We start from the raw sequence: 25,466 nt of genomic DNA on the forward strand, positions 1-25,466 counted from the left end.
GTGTCGCGGCGCACCCGGTGGCGCGCTTCCGCTCACAACCTAACGACTAATGTCGAAAAAAGGAAGAAGTTAGTCGACCGTGCCGTGCACCGCGGCGACCGTCGGGCGTCCCTCGCCGAACCACCGGGGAAGGCTGATCTCGAACAGCTGCTCCTGCGCGAGATCGACGCCCCCGCGGAGCGGCTCGCGGCTGTCGTTCTCACTCACCTTGATCGTCAGGTCGCGCGTCGCCAGCGGCAGCGAGAGCTCGTAGACGCGGTGGCGCACCTCGGCGAGGAAGAGCTCGCCGGCCGAGGCGAGAGCACCCCCCATCACGATGACGCTCGGATTGAACATGTTGACCAGGGCGGCCACGGCCTCGCCGATCTGACGCGCCCCGGCCTGCACGAGCGAGATGGCGAGGGCATCACCCCGCTCGGCCGAGAGGGCGATGTCTTCGGGGGCGAGGTCTTTGCCGGATGCCGAGATCGCGGCCAGAGCACCGGTGGCGCCCCCCGCGATCGCGGCGCGGGCGTCGCGCACGAGCGCCCACCCGCCGGCCACGGCCTCGAGGCACCCGGTCTTGCCGCAGCGGCAGGTCTGCTCGGCGCCGGGCACGCGCACGTGGCCGACGTCGCCGGCCGCGCCGTTGGCGCCGCGGTGCAGACGCCCGTGCGACACGAGTCCCGCGCCGATGCCGGTGCCCACCTTGCAGTAGATGAGGTCGACGCCCTCGTCGCGGCGCCGTGCGCGTTCGCCGGCGGCCAGCAGGTTCACGTCGTTGTCGACCCACACGGGGGCGTCGTAGCGCTGTTCGAAGGCGCCGCGCACGTCGAAGCCGTTCCAGCCGGGCATGATCGGCGGGGCCACGGGGCGTCCGGTCTCGAAGTCGACGGGTCCGGGTAGACCCACCACGAGGGCCCAGACGGGGGAGCCGTCGTCGCCGGCGAGCAACTCGTCGACCATGGCGGTGGCGGTGGCGAGCGTCTCGTCGGGGCCGCGGGCGATGTCCCACACACGGTGCGCCTCGTCGATGATCTCGCCGTCGAGGTCGGTCACTCCCACGTGGATGTGGAGCCCGCCGAGGGCGCACACGACGATGCGGCCCCGCTCGGCGCGGAAGCGCAGGGTGCGGGGAGCGCGGCCGCCCGAGGACGGGGCGTACTCGGCGTCTTCGAGAAAGCCCATCTCGACGGCGCGGTCGACGCGCTGCGCGACGACGCCGCGACCGAGTCCGGTGACGCGACCGATCTCGGGCCGGGTGACGGCTTCACCGAGGCGGACCATGTTGACGATGCGCAGCAGGCTCGTGACCTCATCGGTCTGCGCGCCGAAGCGGAGGGTGGACACGTTGGCCATGCGTTGATCTTCACACAAGCCCACCCCGCGACTGCCGGTTTGGCCCCATCTATGGTTCATTAGTCTCTGACTTCAGCGTTTTTTGTGCTGAAGTGGACGCGAGGGAGCGGACATGGCGTGGGGCGTAGGCATCATCGGGGCGGGGCCGGGGGTCGCCGCGCTGCACGCCCCGACCCTGGCGCGCACGGCCGGTGACTTCCGGCTCGTCCACGTCAGCGATGCGGGCAGCGGCCGGGCGGCGGCGATCGCCCAGCGGTTCGGCGCCCGCTCCTCGTCGGGTCTCGACGCCCTGCTGGCCGATCCCGACGTCGACGTCGTGGCCATCTGCAGCCCGCCCGCGCAGCACGCCGCGCACGTACGGGCGAGCCTGGCCGCCGGTCGCCGCGCCCTGTTCTGCGAGAAACCCCTGGCGACCTCCCTCGACGAGGCGGAGCAGATCGTCGCCGCCTGCGCCGCGGCGGGCGCCCTGCTCGTCGTCGGCACGAACCACCTGTTCGACCCCGCGTGGGTACGTGCGACTCACCACCTGGATGCCATCGACCGGCGCATCGCGGCGGTCACCGTCACCCTGTGCCTCTCGCCCAACGACCGCTATCACGCGCTCGTCATGGGGGATCCGCTGCCCGCCCCGCCCGGATCGGCGAGGCCCCCGCTGGATCTGTCCGACCCCGCGCAGAGCGCCGCGATCGTGCGCCAGCTCATCGTCGGACTCGCCGTGCACGACCTGCCCCTCGTGCGCGACCTCGTTCCGGATGCCACCGAGGTGGCGTGGGCGCGCCCGATCGCGCCGATCGGCTTCGATCTCGGGCTCCGCTCGGCCGATGCGGTGGTGCGCTTCACCGTGCTGATGGTTCCCGAGGGGGCGGATTCGCTCTGGCGCGTGAGCATCGCGACGGCCGGTGACCGCATCGACGTCGACTTCCCGCCGCCCTTCGTGCACGCGGGGAGTGCCCGCATCGCGGTGCGCGACGCACGCGGTGTCGAGACCGTGTATCCCCTCGACCGGCGCGACGGCTACGATGCCGAATGGGGGGCCCTCGCGGCTCTGCTCCGCGGCGACACGGCCATGGAGTACGACGAGCTCCGCGCCGACGCGGCCTTCGTGCTCGCCGTCGCCGACACGGCCGCGGCGGTGATCCGAGGCGGGGGCGCCCCGGGCTCGGTCGCCGCGCCCGCCCCGAGCGCCAGCCCGAGCACGGCCCCGAGCCTCGACCAGAGCGCCGCCCCGAGCGCCGGCCCGACCCTCCCCGCACCCGCACCCGCACCCGCACCCGCACCCGCCGGGAGCGCGTCATGACCGCCGTCGCCGTCTCGACCGATCTTCCCGCCTACCGGGCGGCCATCGCCGAGCTGGCGCCGCGTGCCCGGCTCGCCGATCCGACCGAGGCGGGGCCCGTACGCGTGATCGACGGTCGAGGAGCGTGGTGGGACCGCGTGTCCGACGCCCGTGATGCGGCCGGGATCGTGCTCGATGAGCCCCGTCCGGCATCCGAGGCCGTGCACCGTGCACTGCGCGACCTGCCCGTTCCTGTCGTGGTGGTGCGTCGACGTCTGCGCGCCGACGTGACGGCCGATGCGGAACCGCCCCTCGCCCCGCTGCACGTCACCGTCGACGCGTGGGGGCCGCCGGCCGATGCCGCCACCCTTCTTCGCGACGCCGTCGGGTGGGCGCGGGTGCTGGGCGGGGGCCCGCTCGAGGTCGTGGCCCGCGCGGTGACCCCGCTCGCCGCCACCCTCGCGCTCCGCGGCGCCGCGGGGGGTGCGAGCGTCACCCGCGCGGTCGCGGGCGGGGGTCGCGGTGGTCCGTCGGGGGCGGGTGGCGCGGTGACGGCGCTCGCGCTGGGCCCGCGGAGGGTCGAGGTGCGGGTGGATGCCGCGACGATGACGACGCAGGTCGCCCACGACGACGAACGAGGACGCAGGATCGTCTCGTCGCGGCGGGAATCGGCCGAGCGGTTGGGGCTCCGTCGGGTGATCGAGGCGGTCGCCACCGGGGCGGTCCTCGCCGATCTCGACGACCTGCGACACGACGACGTTCTCGCGACGGGCTGATCAGTCAGGCCGATGTCCGGCATCCACAGAATCGGGTTCCCTGATACCGACTTCGGTCGGATAGTGGAAGAAGAGTCGGAACGACCCGATTCACCGAAAGGATCGAAGATGATCAAGCTTCTCTCTCATCTGTCGTTCGTCGCGATCACGACTCCTGATGTCGAGGCCTCGGTGGACTTCTACGTCAACCAGGTGGGGCTGACCGAGGTCGCCCGCGAAGACGGCCGTGTGTACCTCCGCTGCTGGGGCGACTACTACGCCTACTCCGTCGTCGTCGCCCAGGGCGACGAGCCGGCTCTCGAGACCATGGCCTGGCGCACCTCGTCGGCCGAGGCGCTCGAAGAGGCCGCGAAGCGCGTGCAGGCCGCGGGCATCGAGGGCGAGTGGTTCGAGGGACGCGGCATCGGGCGCGCGTTCCGCTTCACCGGTCCGCAGGGGCACAACATGACCCTGCACTGGGACGTCGAGCGTCACCGTGCCGAGCCGCACACCGCCTCGATCTACCCCGACCGTCCCGAGAAGCGCAGCCCGATCGCCGGTGCCCCGCGTCAGCTCGACCACGTCACGGTCGCGGCCAAGGACGTCGACGCGTTCGTGCAGTGGTACGTCGACACGCTCGGCTTCCGCTTCATGGCGCGCACCGTGCTCGACGAGGCGCCCATCTCGGTGTTCTCGGTGCTCACCACGAACGAGAAGTCGCACGACCTCGGCGTCGTGCTCGACGGATCGAGCCGTGCCGGTCGCGTGAACCACTACGCCTTCTGGGTCGACACCCGCGAAGAGCTCCTCATCGCCGCCGACACGCTCATGGAGAACGGCGTGCCGATCGAATACGGTCCGAACATCCACGGCATCGGCGAGCAGACGTTCCTCTACTACCGCGAGCCGTCGAGCCTGCGTATCGAGCTGAACACGGGCGGCTACCGCAACTACGTGCCCGACTGGGAGGCCAACACCTGGAAGCCCTCGCTCGGCTCGAACAACATGTACCGCAACGGCGCCATGCCGATGTCGATGACCGAGTCGTTCCCGCCCGCCGACGGCCCCAGCGCCACCGAAGAGGGTGTGCCCGACGAGATCAAGGACGCACTGCTGAACCCCTACGCCCAGCAGGGCCGGGGCTGACCGACGATCCCGGTCGGGGAAAGTGAGAATGACATGACGACCGCACCTTACGCACTCGCCCGCTATCGCGACGGGGATGCCGTGCGCGTCGGCCTCGTGGCCGGCGACCGCATCCGCCCGCTCGACGCATCCGTGCTGGGCGGCGGTCTGAACGTCTTCCTCGCCGACCCCGACTGGGACCGCATCGCCGCCTTCGCGGACGCGCCGGGGGAGTGGCGACCCATCACCGACGTCACCCTCACCGCCCCCGTCGAGCCGCGGCAGGTGCTGCAGACCGGCGCCAACTACCGCGAGCACGTCATCGAGCTCGTGGCCGCAGGCCTGACGCAGAACACCGACCGCACGCCCGACGAGGCCCGGGCGTTCGCCGCCGACATGATGGACGAGCGCGCCCGCAGCGGCGAGCCGTACTTCTTCATCGGCCTGACCGCCTGCGTCGTCGGTGACGACGTGCCCCTCGTGCTGCCCGCGTACAGCGAGGTGCACGACTGGGAGCTGGAGCTGGCCGTCGTCATCGGCCGCGAGGCGTTCCGCGTCTCGCGCGAAGACGCCCTCGACCACGTCGCCGGGTACACGATCGTGAACGACGTGACCACGCGCGACCTCGTGTTCCGCAAGGACATGAAAGAGATCGGCACCGATTGGTACCGGGCGAAGAACGCGCCCGGGTTCCTGCCGACGGGCCCGCTGCTCGTCCCCGCGCACTTCGTCGACCCCGCCGACACCCCCGTGCGCCTCGAACTGAACGGACAGGTGATGCAGGATGCCTCGACGTCCGACCTGCTGTTCGACGTGCCGGCGCTCGTCTCGGCGGCGTCTCAGACCCACCCGCTCCTGCCCGGCGACCTGCTGCTGACCGGCAGCCCCGCCGGCAACGGACAGCACTGGAAGCGCTTCCTGCGCGACGGCGACGTCATGACGGGAACCATCGGCGCGCTCGGCACCCAGGTCGTGCGGTGCGTGGCGGAGGACGCGGAATGACGCCGTCCGAGAACCCGGCCGATCTCGACCGCCGGAACCCCGAGTCCGAGATCGCGGCGCGCGCCGAGGCCTACCGCAATTGGGGGCGGTGGGGCGACGACGACGTGCTCGGCACCCTGAACTTCATCGACGCCGAGAAACGCCGGGCGGCCGCCGCACTGGTGCGCGACGGCGTCTCGATCTCGCTGTCGCAACCCTTCGACACCGACGGCCCGCAGAAGGGCTGGCGCCGACGCACCAATCCCGTGCACACGATGACCGACACGGGAACCGACGCCGAGCGCGGTAACCAGGGCTTCCCCCACGGCATCGGCGGAGCCGACGACGTCATCTCGATGCCCCTGCAGTGCTCGACCCAGTGGGACGGCCTCGGCCACATCTTCGACCACGGCTTCGCATGGAACGGCCGCCGCGCGGGCGACGTCGTCACCAGCGACGGCGACCTGGTCACCGGAATCGAGCACGCGGCCGACGTCATCGTCTCGCGCGGTGTGCTGCTCGACCTCGGCCGCCACCTCGCGCCCGAGACCGGCGAGCTCGCCGACGGTCACGCCATCACCGCCGACGACCTCGACGCGTGCGCGGCGGCCGAGGGGGTGCGGATCGGTCGCGGCGACATCGTGCTCGTGCGCACCGGCCACTACACGCGCGCCCGTCGTGACGGCTGGGGCGACTACGCCGGTGGCCCCGCCCCCGGGCTCTCGCTCACCACCGCCGGCTGGCTGCACCGCACCGAGATCGCCGCGATCGCGACCGACACCTGGGGCTTCGAGGTGCGACCGAACGAGTTCGACGTGCCGGCGTTCCAGCCGCTGCACCAGGTCGTCATCCCGAACATGGGCCTGACGATCGGCGAGATGTGGAACCTCGACGCGCTCGCCGAACACTGCGCCTCCGCGGGACGCTGGGAGTTCCTGCTCTCGGCGCCGCCGCTGCCGATCACCGGGGCCGTCGGGTCGCCCGTGAACCCCGTCGCCCTGCTGTAATCCCCCACCCCGTCCCAGAACAGAGAGGTTCTGACATGACCGCCGTTCAGAAAGTCGCGATCGCCGGAGCCGGCGTCGCAGGCCTGGCCACCGCCATCTTCCTCAGCAAGGCCGGCGTCGAGGTCGACCTCTACGACGCCCAGCCCGCGCTGTCCACGCGCGGATCGGGCATCACGCTGCAGGGCAACGCCCTGCGCGTCTTCGACGAGCTCGGCGTGTGGGACGAGATCGCCGCAGCCGGAAAGGCGTTCGAGGGCCTCAACCTGCGCGCCCCCGGCCCCGGCGCCCCCGTCGTCGCCGCCCTCCCCGACCTGAAGACCGGTGGTCCCGACTACCCCTCCACGATGGGCATGTCGCGCCCCGACCTCGCCCGCATCCTGCTGTCCGCGGCCGAGAAGAACGGGGCGCGCGTGCACTTCGGTCAGCGCGTGACACGCGTCTCGCAGACCGACGACGGCGTCGCGATCGAGGTCGACGGCGAGTCGGCGGGCACGTTCGACCTGCTCGTCGGGGCCGACGGCCTGCACTCCGCGGTGCGCGAGATGATCGGCATCCACGTCGCGCCCGAGCAGACCGGCATGGGCATCTGGCGCACCTTCGTGTCGCTCCCGCCCGACGTCGACCGCAGCGAGCTGTACTACGGCGGACCGATGTACATCGCCGGGTACACCCCCACCGGTGACGACACGATGTACGCCTTCCTCGTCGAGGCGGCTCAAGACCGCTCCGGCGCCACGCCCGAAGAGGCCCGCCGCATCATGGTCGAGCAGTCCCGCGCCTACGACGGTCCGTGGAACCACATCCGCGCCGACATCGAGGCCGGCGCCGACGCCAACTACACGTGGTTCACTCGCCACCTCGTCGAGGCGCCGTGGAACCGCGGTCGCGCCGTCGTCATCGGCGACGCTGCCCACAGCTGCCCTCCCACGATCGCCCAGGGTGCCGCCCAGGGCCTCGAAGACGCGGCCGTGCTGAGCGAGCTCCTCGTGAACCGGGATGCCGTCGACCAGGCGCTGTGGGACGAGTTCCACGCCCGCCGCGTCGAACGGGCCAAGGCCATCGTCGACGCCTCGGTGCAGCTCGGGCAGTGGCAGCTCGACGGCGTCCGCGACGCCGACATGGGCGGTCTGATGTTCGGTGTCGCGCAGCTCACGGCGGCCCGTTCGTGAGCCTCGCGAGCGACGGCGCCGCGAACGGCGAGATCACCGACGTCCACGCGCACCTGCTCATGCCCGGCCTGCACGCCGAGGTCGAGCGCCGCGTGCCCGACGAGGTGCAGGCCGCGGCCGACCTCGAGCGGCGTCGCAACGGCGTCGAGAGCCTGCATGCATCGGGCCGCATGATCGGCGAGCGCTTCCCGCGCCTCACCGACGTGGGCGCCCGCCTGGCCGCGATGGACGCGCAGGGCGTCGACCGGCAGTGGGTCAGCCCCTCTCCGAACCACTTCTACCCGTGGGCGAACGAGGGTCTCGCGACCTGGGCGAGCGGTGAGGCGAACCGCCTGATCGCCGAGCACGTCGCCGCCGCCCCCGACCGCCTCGTCGGCCTCGGCGTCGTGCCGCTGCAGCACCCGCACCTCGTCGTCGACGCGCTCGACGACGCCGTGCTCGGTCGCGGTCTCGCGGGTGTGGAGATCTCGTCGTTCGCGGGCGACGTCGAGCTCAGCGACCCGCGTCTGGAGCCTTTCTGGGCACGAGCGGCGGAGCTGCGGGCCGTGGTGTTCCTGCACCCGTTCGGCTGCTCGCTCGACGAGCGCCTCGACCGCTTCTACCTCTCCAACACCGTCGGGCAGCCGACCGAGAACGCCGTCGCGCTGTCGCACCTGATCTTCGCGGGCGTGCTGGACCGGCATCCGGGGCTCCGACTCGTCGCCGCGCACGGCGGCGGGTACCTCCCCACCGCGATCGGGCGCTCCGACCGCGCGTGGAGGGTGCGACCCGAGGCGCACGGCTGCGCGCACGCGCCGTCGACGTACCTCTCGCGGATCTGGTTCGACACGGTCGTGCACGACGAGCGCGCGCTCCGCTGGCTCGTCGAGGTCGCGGGGGCCGACCGCGTGCTCCTCGGCAGCGACTTCCCCTTCGACATGGGTCTCGACGAGCCCGTCGCGTTCGTACGCGGGGCGGGACTGCCCGACGAGGCCGTCCGCGCCGTACTGGGCGAGAACGCCGCCGACCTGCTGCGCACCCGGGTGCACGCGTGAGGATCGCGCGCTGGGCCGACGGTGCCGACATCGGCGAGGGTTTCGTCGAGGCCGACACCGTCATCCCGTTTCCCGACGGCCTCCGGGTCGCCGAGGTGCTCGCTCAGGGTCTGAGCGCGCTCCCCGCGCTGTTCGCCCGTCGTGACACCGACACCGCGCGCCCCCTGGCCGAGGTGCGCCTGCTCGCCCCCTTGGTGCCGGCGTCGATCCGCGACTTCGTGGCTTTCGAGGAGCACGTCGAGGGTGTGAGCGCCTCGGTCGACGGAAAGAGCGAGGTCGTGCCCGAGTGGTACGAGGCCCCCACGTTCTACTTCACCAATCCGCACACCGTCCGCGCGACGGGCGACGTCGTGGCGATCCCCGAGACGCAGCGCCTCGATGTCGAGCTCGAGCTGGCCGCCGTCATCGGAGCGGTCCCGGGTTCGGACGGCGAGAATCTGGATGCCGTCGCCGCCGCGGACCACATCTTCGGATACACCGTGATGAACGACTGGTCGGCCCGCGACCTGCAGTCGCGCGAGATGAAGGTGCGCCTGGGACCCGCGAAGGGCAAGGACTTCGCCATGACCCTCGGACCGTGGATCGTCACGGCCGATGAGCTGGAACCCTTCCTCGACGACGAGGGCTTCCTCGCCGTGCGCGCCGAACTCTTCATCAACGGCGAACGCATCGGTCACGACCTCGTGTCCAACATGGGCTGGCCCTTTCCCGAGCTCGTCGCGTACGCCGCGCGCAACTCCGTCGTCGTCCCGGGCGACGTGCTCGGCTCGGGCACGGTCGGCAACGGGGGCTGCCTCGGCGAGCTGTGGGGCCGTCGCGGCGGCCTGGACCCCCGCCCGCTCGCACCCGGCGACGAGGTGCGCCTGGTGATCGAGGGCGTCGGCGAAGTCGTGAACGTCGTCGGCGAGCGCGTCGCGGCGCCGCCCGTGGCCCGCGCCCGCGTCCGGTCGCGAGCGCGCGCGAGATGAGCCCGCGTCGCGGTGCCGCCGGAGACCCGCACGGGTGCTCGGGTGAGGGGAGCCTGCGTCCGGCGCGACGAGCGCGGCGGGGTCTCCCTCTCGCGAACGGTCGGTCGCGGCCGACCCGGCGGCGACCGCGATGACGTCCGACGGCGACCCCGTCCTGCGGCTCCCCGGTCTCGCCGGCAACCTGTTCGTCGTCACCGGAGCGGCGGGTGGGCAGGGGGCCGAAGACGCGTTGACCCTCGCTCGCGCGGGTGCCGAGGTGGTCGCCGTCGACCTGGCCGCCGCGGCCCCCGATCTGCTGTCCGCGGCTCCTCCGGACTCGATCGCCTACCGGCGCCTCGACGTCTCGTCCGAGGGCGAGTGGGCATCCCTCGCGACCGCCTTGACGGGTCGTCGTGTGCGCGGGCTCGTCAACAACGCCGGAATCACCCACCGCGCGCGTATCGGCTCACTCGATCGCTCCGACTGGGATCGCGTGTTCGCCGTGAACGTCACGGGTGCGATGCTCGGCATCCAGGCCCTCCTTCCGCTGATGGATGCCGGATCCTCGATCGTCAACATCGGCTCGGTCGCGGGACTCACCGGGCACTACACGGCGGCGTACACCGCGAGCAAGTGGGCGCTGCGGGGCCTCACGCACGCGTGCGTCACGGAGCTCGGGCCCCGCGGCATCCGGGTCAACCTCGTGCACCCGGGCTACATCCGCACCCCCATGACCGCGAGCGCCCCTCCCGCCTTCGCCGAGGCGAACGCGGCCGTGATCCCGCTCCACCGCGCGGGTGAGGTCGGTGAGGTGGCGTCGATCGTCGCCTTCCTGCTCTCGGATGCCGCGACCTTCCTCACGGGCGCCGAGATCGGCGTCGACGGCGGACAGACGCTGTCGGGTGCGGCCACGTACCTCTCGGATGCGCTCCGCTCGCCGTAATGTTGAATTTCGACATAAGTCGGTTATGATGAGGGGGACGTCGGGGCTCACGCAGCCCGTTCGCCCGGTGAGGGAGCCGGAGCGGCACATACGGTCGCGTCGATCGCCCGGTCGTACGGGCGCCCCGCGAATGACTCTCTCTCCCGCCCGCGTACGCATCCTCGTCGCGGCCCTGCTCACGGTGTCGTTCCTCGGCGCCCTCGACCACACCGTCGTCTCGACCTCGCTCGCCACGATCGCCGGCGACCTCGGCGCCCTCGAGCACATGAGCTGGATCATGGTCGGCTACACGCTGGCCGCGACCGCCATGCTCCCCGTACTCGGCAAGCTCGGCGATATCGTCGGGCCCCGCCGCGTGTTCCTCGTGTCGATCGTGACCTTCCTCGTCGCCTCGCTCATCTGCGGCTTCGCGCCCGACCTGGGCTGGCTCATCGCCGCACGCGTCCTGCAGGGTCTCGGCTCGGCGGGCATCCAGCTGATGTCGCAGACGATCATCGCCCGCGTCACCAGCCCGCGGCAGCGCCCCCGCTACATGGCCGTCATCGGGGCGGCCTTCCCCGTCGCGATCGTGGTCGGGCCCGTCGTCGGCGGTCTGATCACCGACTACTGGGGATGGTCGTGGGTGTTCTGGATCAACATCCCCGTCGGTCTCATCGCCCTCGCCCTCGCCCTGATCGCCCTCCCGCGCCTTCCCGGCGGCGCCCACCCGCGCTTCGACATCCCCGGCTCCGTCGTGTTCACCGGCTCGCTGCTCGCGCTCGTGCTGGCCGTGACCTGGATCGGCGACGAGGGCCTGCGCCCCGCGGCGACCATCTGCGCAGTTGCGGCGGTCGTCGGCATCCTGGCCCTCGTCGCGATCGAGCGGCGCGCGGCCGAGCCGATCCTGCCGCCCCGGATCCTGCGCAACCGCACGATCCTGGCCTGCCTCGGCCTCGCGCTCATCATCGGCGCCGGGCTGTTCGCGGTCGTCGCGTACGTGCCCACGTACATCCAGATGGCGTACCGCACGACGGCGACCGTGTCGGGTCTCGTCCCCATCGCGACCGTGCTCGGCATGCTCGTCAGCAACCTGCTCACCGGATGGCTCGTGAGCCGCTCCGGCCGCTACCGCGCCTACCCGGTCATCGGCACCGCGCTCGGAGCCGCCGGCCTCGGCGTCATGGCCGCGCTCCCCGTGGGAGCGCCGCTGTGGGTTCCGATGATCGTCATGGCGACCGTCGGCATCGGGACCGGCTCCTTCATGAACCTCATCTTCGCCGTCGTCCAGAGCGCCGCGCGGCGCGACGACCTCGGCGCCGTCACCGCCACGACCAACATCGTGCGCCAGGTCGGCTCAGCCGTCGGCACCGCGGTCATCGGGGGCGTGGTCGGCTTCGGCGTCGCGGCGAACCTCCCCTCGGGGGTGGATGCCAACACCCTGACCCCCGCGGCGGTCCGCGCCGCGCCCGCCGACCTGCAGGACCAGGTCGCCGCGATCTACCACGACGTCTTCGCCCCCGTCTTCCTCGGCCTCGCGGTCGTCTACGCCTGCGGCATCGTCATCGCGCTGCTGCTTCCCCCGGGACGTCTGTCGGATGAGACGCCCACCTCCGCGGCCCCCGCCGCCGCCCGCCAACCCGTCTGATCCCCGCCCGTCTCGAAGGAGAGAACATGTCCGACACCCCCACCATCGCCGTCGTCGGCAGCGGGCCCATCGGTGCCGCCTACGCCCGCGTCCTGCTCGAGAACCTCCCCACCGCCCGCGTGATCATGTTCGAGGCCGGCCCGCAGGTCACCGAACGCCCGGGCGAGAGCGTGCGCAACATCGTCGACCCCGACGAGAAGGCCCGCGCCCGCGAGCGCTCGCAGGGCCCGCAGGCCGGGGACTTCCGCGAGTCGCTGGGCCTGCCTGCCGGCGCCGTCGTCGAGGGCATGTTCACCGCCCGCCAGGGCACCCACCTGCTCGACTTCGGCGGCGAGGGCTCGGCGCACGCGCCGACCTTCCCCGCCGCGGCCGCGGCCACGAACGTCGGCGGCCAGGGCTCGCACTGGACCTGCGCGATCCCGCGCCCCGCCTTCAGCGAAAAGCTCGACTTCATCGCCGACGACGAGTGGGAAGACCTCATCAGCACCGCCGAGGGCCTCCTGCACCACCAGAGCGCCGCCTTCTCGGACTCGCCCGTCGGCGCGGCCATCCGCACCCTGCTCGACCGGGAGTTCTCCGCCGAACTGCCCGAGGGCTACGGCGTCAGCACCCTCCCCGTCGCCGGCGACCCGCAGCCCGACGGCTCCATGCGCTGGGCCGGCGCCGACATGGTGCTCGGACCCCTGATCGAGCCGGGAACCGACACCGCCGCCCGCTTCGACCTGCGCGATCTCACCCTCGTGCGTCGCATCGAGCACGACGGCACCCACGTGCGCGGACTCGTCGTCGAGAACCTCCGCACCCGGGAGGAATCCTTCGTCGACGCGGATGCCGTGATCGTCGCCGCCGACGCCTTCCGCTCGCCGCAGCTGCTGTGGGCCTCGGGCATCCGTCCCGCGCCGCTGGGCCGCTACCTCACCGAGCACCACGTGGTCATCAGCACCGTTTCCCTCGACCAGGAGCGCATGAGCGCCCTCGTCTCGGACGACGAGCTCGAGGCGGAACTCGCCCGCCGCGCTACGAACCCCGCCGACCCGGTCGCCGCGGTGAACCGCATCCCCTTCTCGGAGCCTGCCCACCCGTACTCGGCGCAGATCATGTACGCCGAGAACCCTCCCTTCGCCCTCGACCCGGCCCACCCCCAGGCGGGCAACCGTTGGGGATACGTCAACATGGGCTTCGGCGTGCGCAAGTTCCCCCGCGTCGAAGACGGCGCCATCTTCAGCGACGACGAGCTCGACTACCGCGGTCTGCCCAACTTCACGATCGAGTACGCCCTCACCGAACGCGAGGAAGCCGAGATCGCCGAGGCCACGCAGCGCCTCCGCCGCGCCGGCTCGGCGCTGGGCACGTTCGTCGCGGAACCCCGCCTGCTCCCCAACGGCTCGAGCCTGCACTACATGGGCACGATGCGCGCCGGCACCGACGAGGCCACGTCTGTCGCCGATCCGTACTCCCGCGTGTGGGGCTTCGACAACCTCATCGTCGGCGGCAACGGTCTGATCCCGACCGCCAACACGATGAACCCCACCCTGACGAGCGTCGCCATCGCCGTGCGCGGCGCCCGCCACCTCGCCGACGAACTGCGCGCGGATGCGGGCGGCGCCGACGAGGAGCGCCCCGGAGAGGCCACCGTCTGAGCGGCGGGGTCGGGACGATCGACATCCCGGCCCCGGCGCTCAGGATCGCCCCGGTGGTGCAGGCGAACACGCTCGCGCGGGCGCACCGATCCCCCGGGTGTTCACCCGTCCCCGGGGCTCTCTTCGCTCGGTCTCGGCGCAGCGTGTGGGGGTGGCGCGCCGCGTCGAGGGCCGGGAACGAAAGCCACGGCGGGCGGGTAGGGGAGGGGCTCGTCGACGTACGTCCGCCCGGTGGGCGAGGTCCATTCGAGCACACCGCCCTCACGCTGCCGCACCCTCCAGGCGGTGAACTGCTTCTGGGTGTGGTGACGCTGACACAGATGGGCGAGGTTGCCCGTCTCGGTACGGCCACCCAGAGCGTGATCGTGCGTGTGGTCGACTTCGCACCGGATCGCGGGAGCGGTGCACCCGGGCCAGCGGCAGTGGCGGTCTCTCGCCCTCAGGTAACGGTCGATGGCGGCCGTGCGCTGATAGGTGTCGACGTGCAGCACCGCCCCGGTGATGGGGTGGGTGATCACGCGGTCCCACGGACGTGTGGTCGACTCGGCCAGCCGGCGAGCGGTGGCGGCGTCGATGGGACCGTGCCCCACCAGCTCGGCGGGGTCGGCGTTCTCTCGGCCGGGGTCGAGCATCGTCAGGGCCGGAACGACGACCTGCACCCGGGCGCGGATGGCTCCGAGGGTCCCCGGCCCGTCGTCGTCGCGGGTCGGGTCGGACAGGGGCGCTGCCGTGAGGAGCAGGTCGGCGAGCAGATCGGCCCGCACCTGATCAGGCGTGCGCACGTCGGGCGCGGGTGGCGCCTGCGGCATCCGGTCACTCACGGGCGCGCCACCGGCGGACGCGCGGCTCGCCTCGCCGCTGTCCCGTGTCGCGGTGACCGGGGGCCGCGCGTCACGAGCATCGACGAGTGCCCGGCTCTGCTGCATCAGCCGGTCGTAGATCCCGACCGCGAGCACCGTCGGCAGCGTCGCAATGAGATCGGACATGCCGTCGTCGCCCCGGACGACCCGCACGTTCCGCCGCGCGCGACCGGCGCGGTGGCGTTCGGTGAGGGTGGTCGGCTGCAGCCGCTCGGCCAGTGCCGCCAGGCGCGTCCGGAGCAGGCCGGGACTGAGCCCCTCGGCCTCCGCGGCGGCGAGGGCGTCGAACTCCCGGTGCCGTTCCGCGGGCAGCGTCGCGCCGATGTCGGTGATCACGTGAACGTGCGCTCGCGCCAGAGCACCCGACTGCCAGGCGTCGAGCGTCGCCGGAAAGCTCTCGGCGATCAGCATCGCGTGTCGGATCTGCGCCTGCACGGTGCGATCCGACAGGTGCTCGGCCGCCCCGATCTCGGACGCCACCTCTCGAAGGGCCAGATCGGCCTCCCGCGACGACGCCGGGCGCCCTGCGCGTCCCATGATGGCGAGACGCCCCACTCGAGCCAACGCGCGCACCCGCCGGGCTTCGACGGATGCCATCGCGGCATCCAGATCGAGCACGTCGGTCACCACCGACGCGAGAGCCGGAGCCCCGTGATCGGGTTCTGGTGACGAGGCCGGCGATTGCATGTGTGCACGCTAGCGGGGGCCTTCGGCACCCTGACGAGGTGTGCGGCGAAATCGGGATGGATGACGGGACTCGGCCGATGGGGAGGAGTGGCGGGGCATCACTCGGCGCGAAGAGATGTCGCGCGCACGCCGCGCGATTCGCGAAGGCCCACGGGTTCCGCGGGCGCCTTCGCTACCCGGCCGCGCCGCGCGCGGGGAAGCCCCGCCACACCTCCACCGGCGTCAACGGAACGAGCGGTGGCACCAGAGCCGTGGTCTCGAGCACGATGCGTCGCCCTTCCCTCGCGGACAGCGGCAGTGCCGTCATGATCTCGGTCACGTGCAGCGCCATCGCCCCACTCGCGCGCCCGGGCGAGGACGCGCCACAACCCGCCGAGCCGTCGGGCTCGGCGCCTCCGCACACCATGTCGATCACGCCGATCCCGCGCCCCGCGGCAACGTACCCGGCGGTCGGCGGCAGCTCGACCCAGTCGTGGGCGCCCGGCGCCAGGTGCCGTACGACCCCGTCGAAGTTGTTCGGATCCGGCACCGCCAACGAACCGGCCTCACCGTGCACCTCGATCGGGCTCGCCGTGGACCCGGCCGCGTCGAAGCTGAAGGTCACCGTCGACAGCGCGCCGGTGGTGTGCCGGAGCGTTCCGGTGACGTGCGTGTCGACCTCGACCACGATGCTCTCGCCCGCGCGGGGCCCCGATCCGATGACGCGTTCGCTGCGTCCGCGCGAGACGTCGCCGGTGACGGAGACGACGGGCCCCAGCAGGTGCACCAGCGAGGTCAGGTAGTACGGCCCCATGTCGAACAGCGGCCCGCCGCCCTCGCGGTAGTAGAAGTCGGGATTCGGATGCCAGTGCTCATGGCCCGCCGACACCCACGTCGCCGTGGCGGCGGTGGGCGTGCCGATCAGGCCGCTCTCGACCGCGGCGCGCGCCGTCTGGATGCCGGTTCCGAGCACCGTGTCGGGCGCGCTGCCGATCTCGACGCCGGCCGCTTCGGCATCCGCCACGATCTGTTTCGCGTCGTCGAGGGTCGTCGCGAGAGGCTTCTCTCCGAACACGCGTTTGCCGGCGGCGATCGCCGCACGGGCGATGTCGGCGTGCGCGGCCGGGATCGTGAGGTTCACGACCACGTCGATGTCGTCGGCGGCGAGCAGCGCGTCGACTCTCAGCGCCCGCGCGTGGTCGAGCGACGCCGCCACCTCGGCGGCGCGTTCCGCCCGCAGATCGGCGACCGCGGCGATGCGCACGGCGGGGTGCTCGCGCAGCGTGTCGAGGTACTGCTCGCTGATGACCCCGAGGCCGATCAGACCGATGCGCGTCGGCTCGCCCACAGCAGCCCCCTCTCGATGATGGTGCGCACGTTGTCGTCGGCCAGCACCGAGGGGTCATGGCCGGGGGTCGCGACGAACACCCGTCCTTCGCCCCAGGCCCGCGTCCACACGGCGGGAGACACGATCGGTCGGTGCCACGGCTCGTCGACGCGAACCGGGTGGGTGGTGGTGGCGAGTACGTCGTTCAGATCGTCGTGCAGCACCCAGTACTGCTCCGTCGTGAGCGAGAAATCGACGATCCCGCTCATGATCTGGTGCGTGCGGCCGAGGTCGGTGAGCTCGATGCGGTGGTCGAGGAACACGTCGGTCCCGTCTCCGACGCGATCGCCCGGATCCTTGGACGGGTGGGCGGCGAACTGGCCGCCCACCAACTGCAGGTAGTCCGCTTCGTGGCGGTACGAGTCGACGATGCCGCCGTGCCATCCGGCGAGCCCGGTCCCCGCGGCCACCGCGCGCCGCAGACCCTGGATGCTCTCGCGATCGGCCTCGCTCATCGTCACGGACTGCACGACGAGGTCGACGCCCCGCATGAGATCGTCGTCGGCGTAGACGCCCGGTCCGTCCTCGATGCGCACGTCGAAGTCGTTGTCGCGCAAGAACGGCACGAACAGGTCGGTCGCCTCGATGGGATGGTGGCCCTCCCACCCCCCGCGCACGATCAGAGCTGTGCGTGACGTCATCGTCGCCCCCTTCGGCATCCGGATGCCATCGACCCGACGACGGCATCGACGGTCACGCTACCGTCGACCCCCGACATCGCCCGCGTGATCTGCGCGAACCGGACACGCTGGCCCGCGCTGCCTGCTCCGCCATCGCGCCTCCGACCCCGGAGCCCTCCGGTGGTCGTCCGCACGGGCGAGCCCGTACCCCTCACTCCGCGCGTTCGACGCCCTCGTCGTCCAGGGGGCGACGCCTCGATCGGGACACGCGCCACCAGCCGTAGTCGACCGAGGCTGCGGCGACGATCACGACGACCACTGTCTCCGGGAGCGTGGGCGGGCCGTCGTCGGTCACGAGTGCGGAGAGCCCCACGACGAGCAGTCCGGTGAGGGCGCCGAAGACGGTCCAGACCGTGAGCTGCACGCCCGTCGAACCCACCCGGCGCAGGGCGCTCGCGACGAGCCATGCCGGCCCGACCGCCACGGCCGCGACGGCGACGGTCAGTGCGCCCCCGACGAGTCCCACGACCGCGGTCAGGGTGATGGCCAGGGTGGTGAACGCGTGCACCGGGCTGACGCCGAGCGACGGGGCCTGCTGGATGGCCTGCACGCTCGTGTCGATCACGATGACGACCAGCATGGCCAGCAGGAACATCGCGCAGGCTCGCGCCGCCGCCCGCAGGACGTCGCGCCAGCGGGCGCTAGTTCGCGAACCGCCGGCCCGCGAACCGCCCGGTCGCGCGTCGCCCTCGCGACCCGCCCGCGTGCGATGTGCGTCATCCATGAGGCGAGCCTAGAGCCGCGCCGCCACGGTCCTGGCGCCCTCCCCCGCAGGGCAGTACGCCCCGCGCTCCGCCCGCGAGGTGTCGAACCCCTCCCCGCATCCCGCCTCGAACCCCGCCCGCCGATCCCCGCCCGCCCCACCCCGCCGATAATGGACGGGTGGAATCCTGGGAGACGCGAGAGTGGTTCGCCGACTTCCTCGACGCCCTCAACCGCCACGATCTCGACGACGTGCGGGGCTTCCTCGACCCCGGAGTCCGTCGTGCGCACCTCCCCGCGGGCGCCGACGCGTGGATCGCCGACTACGCCGACCTGCTGCGGGGCTTCCCCGACTGGCAGTGGAAGCGCATCCAGCTGCTCGTCGAAGACGATCGCCTCGCCGTGCACCTGCGCGGGGGCGGGACGCACACCGGCCCGTACGGGCACCTCGCGCCCACGCGTCGGCGCGCCAGCATCGCCGCGTTCGCGATGTACCGGATCGAGCGGGGGCGTGTCGTCGAGGCATCCGGAACCGATGACGCTGCCCAGGTGCGCGCGCTCCTGGGCTGAGGATTCCCACTGCCATCGCCGGAGTGGGCGCGGCGACGGGTCCGGAGGCCGCGCCGGCGGCGGACGGGTCGCGGTTCGCCTGTCAAGGGCGCAGCGGTGTCGGAGGTGCCGGGTAGCTTCGCTCGTGCCCGGTCATTCAACGGGCAGAAGGAGCGGTGTCCCATGCACGCGACTGAACGCCCCGGCGCGGGCGTCGTGTGGGCTCGTGTCGAAGACGGGTTCCACGTCGGCAGCCGCAACGGCGCCTTCCTCGGGTACATCGATCGCCAGGCCGACGGGGGCTTCCTCGCCTTCGACGGTCGCTCGCGCGTCGTCGGACGCTTCGACGCGCTGACCGCCGCAATGGCGGCCGTCACCAACGGGCAGCCCCCGCAGGACGCCGAGATCACCCTGCAGCAGGTTCGCGTACCGGCCCCGCGCGGGCTCGGCCAGGGCGGGGTGCGCTGATGGCGGCTCCCCTCGTCTCCGTCTCGTACGTCAGCACCGAGACCGACCCCTTCGACGACGAGCGTCTGGCCGCGCTGCTCGCGCAGAGTCGGCGCTCCAATCACGAGCACGACCTCACGGGCATGTTGCTGCATCGCCGCGGGCGCTTCTTCCAGGTGCTGGAGGGGCCGCAAGACGCGGTGGACGCCCTGATCGCGAAGATCCGTGAGGACGCGCGGCACCACGACATCCGCATCCTGCTCCGTGAGAACCTCGACGACCGCCGCTTCGACGAGTGGACGATGGGCTACGAGCCCATCGGCGTGCCGTCGACGCCGCCCCCCGAGGGGTTCCGCGACACTTTCGACGACCTCGAGTCCGCCGACGACGAGATCAGCTCGCGGGCGGTGCGCGAGTTGACGGTCTGGTTCCGGGCCCGCACGGCGGGCGATCGCTGATCCCTTCACCGCCGCGACGGCGGTCGAACCGTTCAGCAGGGCGGGCGGGTGATCGCCTTACCGGTCACAGCGGCGGGTCGAGGGCGCGGAGCGCGGCATCCATCTTCTCGGCCATGACGGCGTATCCGGTGTCGTTCGGGTGCAAGCCGTCCGATGCCATCCAGCTGTCGGCGTCGTCGGCGTAGTGCCCGTCGAGCCAGTGGCTCGCTCCCTCGATGTGGTCGGCGCCGATCCTCTCGGCCGCGTCCTCGACCCACCCGGCGATCACGTCGACCGAGGCGGGGCGTTCCGCGGTGTACCAGAACGGCTCCACGACGACGATGCGCGCTTGCGGCAGACCGTCGTGCAGGCGCTGCAGGTCGTCGTCGATCGTCGCGCGGATCTGGTCGGCCGCGCGGTCGTAACTGAAGTTGTCGTTCAGGCCCATCGTGACGAACACGATGTCGGGCTGGTCGTCGATGACGAGGGCGGGAATGTCGTCGAGACCCGCCCCCATCGTGGCTCGGCGGTTGACGAAGCCGAGGCCGTTCTCGCTGCGGTTGATCTCCTGCCACCCGCGCTCGACCGAGACGATCGTCGACCACCGGTGGTCGGACGAGCTCGCCCCGGTCCCGCGCGTGTACGAGTCGCCGTAGAACGACACGACAGGTCCGTCGCCCGTCGGAGCGGGGACGGGGGCGGGGGAGGTCTGCGCCGAGCAGGCCGTGCCCGCCAGGATCGCGGATGCCACCACCATGAGGCTGAGCAGTCGTCGCGCGCGCATGCTCTCATTGTCGGCGCGGATGCGAGGGGCGGGGCCGTCCAGGGTGAACCGTGTCGGATCGCGCCGGGCGCGTGCCGTCGCGTCATGCGCCGAGCGCGGACCCGCTTTCAGGGGTCTCGGGGTGGTCGGCGGCCGGCGCCGCGAGCCGCGCGACGTGGCGGGCGATGCGCGCCGCGCGCGAGGTCTCGGACGTCGCCGTGACGACGGGGTGCAGCACGGAGTATCGCTCCGACTTGTTCAACGCCGCGAAGCGACGTGCGGCCGCGGGCTCGGCATCGAGTGCCGCCTGCAGCTCGGCGGGAACCTCGATCGCCGCCGACCCCGCGTAGGCGCGCTCCCAGCGGCCGTCGGCCTGTGCGCGCCGGATCTCGGCGGCACCGCGTTCGCGCATTCGTCCCTCGTCGGCGAGGCGGTCGACGATTCCGACGTTGCGCGTCGACCACATCGACCGCGCACGGCGCGGGGTGAAGTGCTGGCGGAACGTGGCCGCGTCGCGCGACTGCTTCCGCCCGTCGATCCAGCCGCTACACAGTGCTTCGTCGAGGGCCTGCGCGTAGGTGAGCGAGGTCGGGGCGGTGGTGCCCTTCTTGGCGAGCACCAGCCACACGCCGTCGTTCGTGCTCTCGTTCTCGTCGAGCCAGGCCCGCCAGGCGTCGGCGTCGACGACGGTGAGTTCGAGGGGGTCGGTCATGTGGAGTGCCTCCTTCGCGCGGGCCGCACGAGCACGATAACGCGCACCTCCGACACGGCGCCCCCTATCGGAGCGGGCACGTCCGAGGCAAGCGGCCCCCGGCGGCCTTCGGCATCCGGTGTCATGGATGCATGCGATGTGTGACCTATGCGGGCGAGACCGTGACCACGACCGACGACGTTGCCGAGGCGCTGGTGCAGCTGACCGCGTCGATCGCCGCCGACGGGCAGGCCGAAGCGGTGAGCATCCCGATCGTCACCGACGACGGCGAGACCGAACAGGCGGAGCTCGTCATCGGTGTGGGCAACGATGTGCTGAGCGCGCCGGCGGCGTGGGAGCGCGAGGAGCCCGACTTCGGCTGGGCCGCGGAGCAGCTCCGTCAGCACCGGCGCTACCCCCAGTCGACCGCTGTCGCCCACGAGCAGACGAGCGACGACACCAATCCCGACGCTTTCTGGGACCCCGACCTCGAGGGCTTCACGCGCGCCTGAGCCCGCGCCCGAGGGGGGAGCTCGTCAAGCCCACCCTCGCCACCGCGCGCCGACGTAGCGTGAGGGATCCACGCCGACGGCGGCCGGTTTACCGTCCCGGCGTGTGAGCCCCGGACAGTCCGGGCGGCTCCGCCGTTTCGCGGGCGCCGCCCGGACGCCGGGCTGCCTCATGGTCATCGGATGCCGGATGCCCACGTGCTCCGCTGGCGTTTCGAGATGTGCGCCCTGTCATGCGGTGAACCATTCCCGCGTGTCGGTCCACACCGTCGTCAGGGCGTCCTCGAGCGGGAGATCGGCGGAGCCTTCCAGCCATCGGTCCACCGCGAGGTCGAAACAGGTCACGGCGAGGGCTGCCCAGGCGTGCGCAGGCCCGGGGGCGATGCCCCGTTGGTTCAATGATCCTTCGATGGCGCGAGCGAGGTAGTGACTGCGGAGGAGATCGCGCTCGTGCAGCGCCGGTTCGCTCTGGATGATGCTGCGTCGACGTGCGATCTGTTCTCGCCAGCCCTGGATGCCTCGGCATGCAGCGGCCAGACCTTCGCGCACGATGGCCGCTGCGTCGCGTTCCTGCGGGATGGATGCCATGAAGTCGCTCACCGCCTGCGGGAACTCGCGATCCCGGAGGAACAGCACATCGCGTTTGTCGGCGAAGTGGCGGAAGAACGTCCGTGTGGTCAGCCCCGCCGCCTCGGCGATCTGGGGAACCGTGGTTCCCGCGTACCCCCGGTCGGCGAACAGGTTCATCGCCGCGGCTTCCATCCGCAAGGCAGCGTCCGGTGACCATCGAGGCATGGACCCATGATGACACGAACTGTCGTAAGATCGGTCACGATGACACGCAATGTCATCAGAATCGGAGAGCGGAAGAATGAGCGACAACGCGGCGGCGTGGATCGATTCTCCTTATGCAGACCTGACGGTCCGAGCTGCGCCGATGCCGAAGCCGGGGGTGGGGCAGCTGTTGCTCGAGGTGCGCGCGGTGGCGGTGAATCCGCTCGACGCGATCATCCAGTCCAACGGCACCGTCATGTACGGCTGGTTGCGCTACCCGGTGGTCCTGGGGGAGGACGTCGCGGGCGTCGTCGTCGAAACCGGTGCCGGCGTGGACGACTTCGCCGTCGGAGACCGCGTCGTGGCGTACGCGATGGGCCTGGAGAAAGGACGGGACGCCGTCTCCGAGAGCGGTTTCCAGGCCTACGTCGCGGTCGACGCGAGCCTGGCCGCCGTCCTGCCGGCCGCCATCGCCTTCGAGGAAGCCGCCGTCCTGCCTCTGGCGATATCCACCGCGGCGGCCGGCCTGTTCGAGAAGGACCAACTGGGACTGGACTACTCCCGTCTCGGAAACTCGGCGCCTCGCGACGAGGTCGTCGTGATCTGGGGCGGCGCGACGGCGGTCGGAGGCAATGCGATCCAGCTCGCCCGAGCGGCCGGCTATCGGGTCGTCACGACAGCCTCGGCGAAGAACCACGAACGGATGAGGCGGCTGGGGGCGGAAGCCGTCTTCGACTACCACGACCCGGACGCTGCGAATCGGATCATCGATGAGGTCGGCGGCTCCGCGGTGGCGGGGGTCCTCGCCGTCGCGACGGGTTCGGCCGAGCCCTGTCTGAGGATCGCGCGCGCAACCGGTGCCACGCAGATCGCGATGGCGAGCCCTCCCGTCTCGTTCTACGATCAACCGCGCCGTCGAGGCCTCTCCCTCGCTCGCATCCGCCTCTTCCTGAAGCTCGGAACGCGGACTGCTCTTCTCCAGGTGCGCAGTCGCACCCGCGGTATCGGAGCATCGTTCATCTGGGGAAGCGCCATCGCCACGTCTCCCGTCGGCCCGGCCGTCTGGGGCGGGTATCTCCCCGCCGCTCTCGCCTCGGGCAGCCACCACCTCTACCCCGAAGCCCACATCGCGGGACACGGCCTCCCGGCGATCCAGGGGGCCATCGACACCCTTCGCCTCGGCGTATCGGCGCGGAAACTCGTCGTCACCCTCGACCACGCACCGACGGGATCGTGATCGATCCACGAGGAGTCGTCGGAGCGCAGTGCGGGAACAGCGAGCGCCGGGCGAGAGGAGCGTCAGTCTGAAGCGACGCGGGAGAGTCCGGCACAAGTCCGGGAGTCACACATGGAGGGGCTGACGGGAATCGAATCAGTACGCTTCGGTCAGCCGCATGACCTATCTAGCCGCAGAATCACGCGGTTTCAGACCATAGTTGCACAGGTGTGGCGACAATTACAGACGTCGGCGCGACGTCGTAAGACATCCCGGAAACAAAGGCGTGCCTGTAATTACCGTCATTGCCTGTAGGCCCGGCCTACACGGTCCGCGCGCTGTAGTCCCACTGGCCGGCGCCCATCCTTGGGCGTGCGTACGTGACGTGGGCGAGGCGTTGCAGGCAGTAACGCCGATAGTCCGTGATGGTCCAAGGTGCGACGTGCATCTCCTCGGCTATCCACTCGGCGTCGTGGTTGATGCGCTCGAGGTGGGCGTACCACTCGGGCTCGACGAGCAGCGCCGCGGCGTAGGTGTCCGCCTGCCACTCGTTGCCGGTGGAGTCGCAGAGGTGGCCGTGGATGTGGTGGCCGATCTCGTGGGCGATGACAGACCGGCGTTCGGCCTGGGAAAGCGACAAGTCGAAGTAGATGCGGTCGAGCTCGGGGGCGTAGGCGCCGATCTTGTCGCCGTCGAGGTGTGCGCCATGGACGCGGAGACCGTAGCCCGCTGCGATGGACAGTAGCTCCTTGATGTCGCCCCCCGGGGTGTCTAGCTCCCGGGGGTCGGCCGCTTCTTTGCTGCCAGTCCGTATTCGCCCGGGTCTTCGCTGATCTCGTAATCCTCGGCGTGGGTTCCGACATTGAACGTCGGTGCGATGCCGGTTTCGGCCAGCTCGTGCGCAAAGCGGACGTAGTCGAATGGGGTGGGCAAGCCGAATGCCTTGGTGATGACGTCGACATCGTTGCTGGTCATCTCGCGATCGCCCTTGACGAGACCTGCCCAATAGTCGCGCTTGCGAGCCCCGGAGGTCACGGCTTCAAGCCAGCGGCCAGAACGGTCCTCCTTGCCATTGGCAGCCAGAAGGTGCCGCAAGTAGTTGCCGAGTTCGTTGGCGTATTGGCCTGGTGTCGCGTGCGATGTCTTACCCACGAGACATCATCGTAGCGACCTGTCGCCATTTAACGACAACGACGCTTGACGTGGCGGTAATTACCGCTTACCTTGGGGGCATGTCAGCAATTACCGCCACCGACTACAGTCGGGCCATCGCGTCGGCGGTGAGAGCCGAGTTCGCGAAGCGTCGCGTCGACAAGAAGGATCTCGCCGCTGTGCTCGGGTGCTCGCTTCCCACCGCCTACGGCAGAATCAACGGTCAGCTCGACTGGAAGTCGTCGGACATCGAGAAGGTGTCCGCGTTCCTCGAGATGACTCCCCAGCGGCTCAACGATCTCGCTGCCGATGTCTCCCACGTCAGAACCGATGAGGTCGAGGCTGCGCTCCCTGTCGACGCGTGGGAGCAGCCCGCCCGCGCACGGCGTAAGACCATCGCCGGGGCGGTGGCATCATGACCGCCCCGTCCCCGTTCTGCGCGGTGCACCCGTTCGGGACCGCGACCATGTGCGGACCGTGCCGTGACCGTCGCCGCCACGCTGACGCGGAGAAGGCGTACGAGTCAGCCCTGAGTAGGTTCTGGCTCGGACGGCTTACCGACGCTCACGGTGCGGGGCGTGACGATGACGACTCGGTCACCCGCCTCGTAGGGGATGTGCGCCTGACGGTCTCCGACGAGGGCAACGACGAAACCTCGCACCCCGTCAGCGTCGTCGGCGTCGATCGCGCCCATGCGCTCATGCAGGTAGTCGACCCAGAAGTCGTCCGGGTTGGCCGGGTCAAGGTCGAAAACGGATCCGTAGTAGTGCAGTTGGACAGCCATGGTCGGAAGC

At 71.2% G+C, this 25,466-nt stretch carries 28 protein-coding genes; 17 read left to right on the forward strand and 11 right to left on the reverse strand.

Annotated elements, in window-relative coordinates; all coding sequences use genetic code 11:
- Positions 1-69: 69 nt before the first annotated feature.
- Positions 70-1,338 (reverse strand): ROK family protein, encoded by a 1,269-nt coding sequence (locus ASG45_RS02270; RefSeq protein ID WP_055832589.1) that lies wholly within the window; start codon positions 1,336-1,338, stop codon positions 70-72.
- 112 nt (positions 1,339-1,450) lie between these two features.
- Between ASG45_RS02270 and ASG45_RS02275 the strand changes: the two genes are divergently transcribed.
- From ASG45_RS02275 to ASG45_RS02325, 11 genes are all read left to right on the forward strand, one after another.
- On the forward strand, positions 1,451-2,635 hold the full coding sequence (locus ASG45_RS02275; protein ID WP_082516415.1) for a Gfo/Idh/MocA family protein: 1,185 nt from the start codon (positions 1,451-1,453) through the stop codon (positions 2,633-2,635).
- On the forward strand, positions 2,632-3,390 hold the full coding sequence (locus tag ASG45_RS02280) for a hypothetical protein (RefSeq protein ID WP_055832591.1): 759 nt from the start codon (positions 2,632-2,634) through the stop codon (positions 3,388-3,390). Before ASG45_RS02275 ends, ASG45_RS02280 begins: the two co-directional genes overlap by 4 nt.
- Positions 3,391-3,498: 108 nt before the next feature.
- Complete coding sequence (locus ASG45_RS02285) at positions 3,499-4,515, forward strand: VOC family protein (protein ID WP_055832593.1); 1,017 nt, start codon at positions 3,499-3,501, stop codon at positions 4,513-4,515.
- Between the two features lie 33 nt (positions 4,516-4,548).
- A complete protein-coding gene (locus ASG45_RS02290; protein WP_055832594.1) occupies positions 4,549-5,496 on the forward strand; it encodes a fumarylacetoacetate hydrolase family protein in 948 nt (315 codons plus the stop codon).
- Complete coding sequence (locus tag ASG45_RS02295) at positions 5,493-6,482, forward strand: cyclase family protein (protein ID WP_055832596.1); 990 nt, start codon at positions 5,493-5,495, stop codon at positions 6,480-6,482. Before ASG45_RS02290 ends, ASG45_RS02295 begins: the two co-directional genes overlap by 4 nt.
- Before the next feature lie 35 nt (positions 6,483-6,517).
- Complete coding sequence (locus ASG45_RS02300; protein WP_055832598.1) at positions 6,518-7,651, forward strand: FAD-dependent monooxygenase; 1,134 nt, start codon at positions 6,518-6,520, stop codon at positions 7,649-7,651.
- Positions 7,648-8,685: an amidohydrolase family protein gene (locus tag ASG45_RS02305; protein WP_082516416.1), complete on the forward strand. Its 1,038-nt coding sequence runs from the start codon at positions 7,648-7,650 to the stop codon at positions 8,683-8,685. Before ASG45_RS02300 ends, ASG45_RS02305 begins: the two co-directional genes overlap by 4 nt.
- Positions 8,682-9,653: a fumarylacetoacetate hydrolase family protein gene (locus tag ASG45_RS02310; protein WP_055832600.1), complete on the forward strand. Its 972-nt coding sequence runs from the start codon at positions 8,682-8,684 to the stop codon at positions 9,651-9,653. Before ASG45_RS02305 ends, ASG45_RS02310 begins: the two co-directional genes overlap by 4 nt.
- A gap of 130 nt (positions 9,654-9,783) precedes the next feature.
- A complete protein-coding gene (locus ASG45_RS02315) occupies positions 9,784-10,575 on the forward strand; it encodes an SDR family NAD(P)-dependent oxidoreductase (protein WP_055832603.1) in 792 nt (263 codons plus the stop codon).
- A gap of 130 nt (positions 10,576-10,705) precedes the next feature.
- Positions 10,706-12,199, forward strand: a complete 1,494-nt coding sequence (locus tag ASG45_RS02320; RefSeq protein WP_055832605.1) for an MDR family MFS transporter — start codon at positions 10,706-10,708, stop codon at positions 12,197-12,199.
- A 26-nt stretch (positions 12,200-12,225) separates the two neighbouring features.
- On the forward strand, positions 12,226-13,839 hold the full coding sequence (locus ASG45_RS02325; RefSeq protein ID WP_055832607.1) for a GMC oxidoreductase: 1,614 nt from the start codon (positions 12,226-12,228) through the stop codon (positions 13,837-13,839).
- Between the two features lie 101 nt (positions 13,840-13,940).
- On the opposite strand, the gene ASG45_RS02330 is transcribed toward ASG45_RS02325, so the two are convergent.
- The 4 genes from ASG45_RS02330 to ASG45_RS02345 all read right to left on the reverse strand — a co-directional run bounded on the left by ASG45_RS02330 (position 13,941) and on the right by ASG45_RS02345 (position 18,156).
- Positions 13,941-15,386: an HNH endonuclease gene (locus ASG45_RS02330; RefSeq protein ID WP_055832609.1), complete on the reverse strand. Its 1,446-nt coding sequence runs from the start codon at positions 15,384-15,386 to the stop codon at positions 13,941-13,943.
- Between the two features lie 172 nt (positions 15,387-15,558).
- Complete coding sequence (locus ASG45_RS02335; RefSeq protein ID WP_055832611.1) at positions 15,559-16,713, reverse strand: Gfo/Idh/MocA family protein; 1,155 nt, start codon at positions 16,711-16,713, stop codon at positions 15,559-15,561.
- Positions 16,686-17,393: a ThuA domain-containing protein gene (locus ASG45_RS02340; RefSeq protein ID WP_055833193.1), complete on the reverse strand. Its 708-nt coding sequence runs from the start codon at positions 17,391-17,393 to the stop codon at positions 16,686-16,688. The genes ASG45_RS02335 and ASG45_RS02340 overlap by 28 nt, the downstream gene beginning before the upstream one ends.
- Positions 17,394-17,583: 190 nt before the next feature.
- Positions 17,584-18,156: a hypothetical protein gene (locus ASG45_RS02345; RefSeq protein WP_156459328.1), complete on the reverse strand. Its 573-nt coding sequence runs from the start codon at positions 18,154-18,156 to the stop codon at positions 17,584-17,586.
- Between the two features lie 158 nt (positions 18,157-18,314).
- On the opposite strand from ASG45_RS02345, the gene ASG45_RS02350 reads away from it, so the two are divergent.
- The 3 genes from ASG45_RS02350 to ASG45_RS02360 all read left to right on the forward strand — a co-directional run bounded on the left by ASG45_RS02350 (position 18,315) and on the right by ASG45_RS02360 (position 19,588).
- Complete coding sequence (locus tag ASG45_RS02350; protein ID WP_055832614.1) at positions 18,315-18,704, forward strand: ester cyclase; 390 nt, start codon at positions 18,315-18,317, stop codon at positions 18,702-18,704.
- Positions 18,705-18,866: 162 nt separating this feature from the next.
- Positions 18,867-19,151, forward strand: coding sequence for a hypothetical protein (locus ASG45_RS02355; RefSeq protein ID WP_055832616.1), 285 nt, complete (start codon positions 18,867-18,869; stop codon positions 19,149-19,151).
- Positions 19,151-19,588: a BLUF domain-containing protein gene (locus tag ASG45_RS02360; RefSeq protein ID WP_055832618.1), complete on the forward strand. Its 438-nt coding sequence runs from the start codon at positions 19,151-19,153 to the stop codon at positions 19,586-19,588. Before ASG45_RS02355 ends, ASG45_RS02360 begins: the two co-directional genes overlap by 1 nt.
- Positions 19,589-19,652: 64 nt before the next feature.
- Here the strand turns inward: ASG45_RS02360 and ASG45_RS02365 are convergent, their stop codons facing one another.
- Positions 19,653-20,351, reverse strand: coding sequence for an SGNH/GDSL hydrolase family protein (locus ASG45_RS02365; protein WP_055832620.1), 699 nt, complete (start codon positions 20,349-20,351; stop codon positions 19,653-19,655).
- Between the two features lie 82 nt (positions 20,352-20,433).
- Positions 20,434-21,042 carry a YdeI/OmpD-associated family protein gene (locus ASG45_RS02370; RefSeq protein WP_055832623.1) on the reverse strand — a complete coding sequence of 203 codons (609 nt, stop codon included), beginning with the start codon at positions 21,040-21,042 and terminating at the stop codon, positions 20,434-20,436.
- A 161-nt stretch (positions 21,043-21,203) separates the two neighbouring features.
- On the opposite strand from ASG45_RS02370, the gene ASG45_RS02375 reads away from it, so the two are divergent.
- Positions 21,204-21,533 carry a hypothetical protein gene (locus ASG45_RS02375; RefSeq protein ID WP_235560490.1) on the forward strand — a complete coding sequence of 110 codons (330 nt, stop codon included), beginning with the start codon at positions 21,204-21,206 and terminating at the stop codon, positions 21,531-21,533.
- Between the two features lie 228 nt (positions 21,534-21,761).
- Here ASG45_RS02375 and ASG45_RS02380 read toward each other — a convergent pair whose 3' ends face one another.
- Positions 21,762-22,277, reverse strand: coding sequence for a TetR/AcrR family transcriptional regulator (locus ASG45_RS02380; protein WP_162242828.1), 516 nt, complete (start codon positions 22,275-22,277; stop codon positions 21,762-21,764).
- 190 nt (positions 22,278-22,467) lie between these two features.
- Here ASG45_RS02380 and ASG45_RS02385 point away from each other — a divergent pair, with 190 nt between their 5' ends.
- The gene (locus ASG45_RS02385) at positions 22,468-23,541 is read left to right on the forward strand and encodes a zinc-binding alcohol dehydrogenase family protein (protein WP_235561549.1); all 1,074 of its coding nucleotides are present in this window, start codon (positions 22,468-22,470) and stop codon (positions 23,539-23,541) included.
- Between the two features lie 301 nt (positions 23,542-23,842).
- On the opposite strand, the gene ASG45_RS16695 is transcribed toward ASG45_RS02385, so the two are convergent.
- Together ASG45_RS16695 and ASG45_RS16355 are read right to left on the reverse strand one after the other, a co-directional pair.
- On the reverse strand, positions 23,843-24,334 hold the full coding sequence (locus ASG45_RS16695) for an ImmA/IrrE family metallo-endopeptidase (protein WP_268772944.1): 492 nt from the start codon (positions 24,332-24,334) through the stop codon (positions 23,843-23,845).
- Positions 24,292-24,672 carry a hypothetical protein gene (locus ASG45_RS16355; RefSeq protein WP_162242829.1) on the reverse strand — a complete coding sequence of 127 codons (381 nt, stop codon included), beginning with the start codon at positions 24,670-24,672 and terminating at the stop codon, positions 24,292-24,294. Before ASG45_RS16355 ends, ASG45_RS16695 begins: the two co-directional genes overlap by 43 nt.
- 80 nt (positions 24,673-24,752) lie before the next feature.
- On the opposite strand from ASG45_RS16355, the gene ASG45_RS02400 reads away from it, so the two are divergent.
- Positions 24,753-25,091: a hypothetical protein gene (locus tag ASG45_RS02400; protein ID WP_156459329.1), complete on the forward strand. Its 339-nt coding sequence runs from the start codon at positions 24,753-24,755 to the stop codon at positions 25,089-25,091.
- 104 nt (positions 25,092-25,195) lie between these two features.
- Here ASG45_RS02400 and ASG45_RS02405 read toward each other — a convergent pair whose 3' ends face one another.
- A complete protein-coding gene (locus ASG45_RS02405; RefSeq protein ID WP_055832636.1) occupies positions 25,196-25,456 on the reverse strand; it encodes a hypothetical protein in 261 nt (86 codons plus the stop codon).
- Positions 25,457-25,466: the final 10 nt, after the last annotated feature.

Source organism: Microbacterium sp. Leaf436 (assembly GCF_001424715.1).
In the GTDB taxonomy this organism is placed as follows: domain Bacteria; phylum Actinomycetota; class Actinomycetes; order Actinomycetales; family Microbacteriaceae; genus Microbacterium.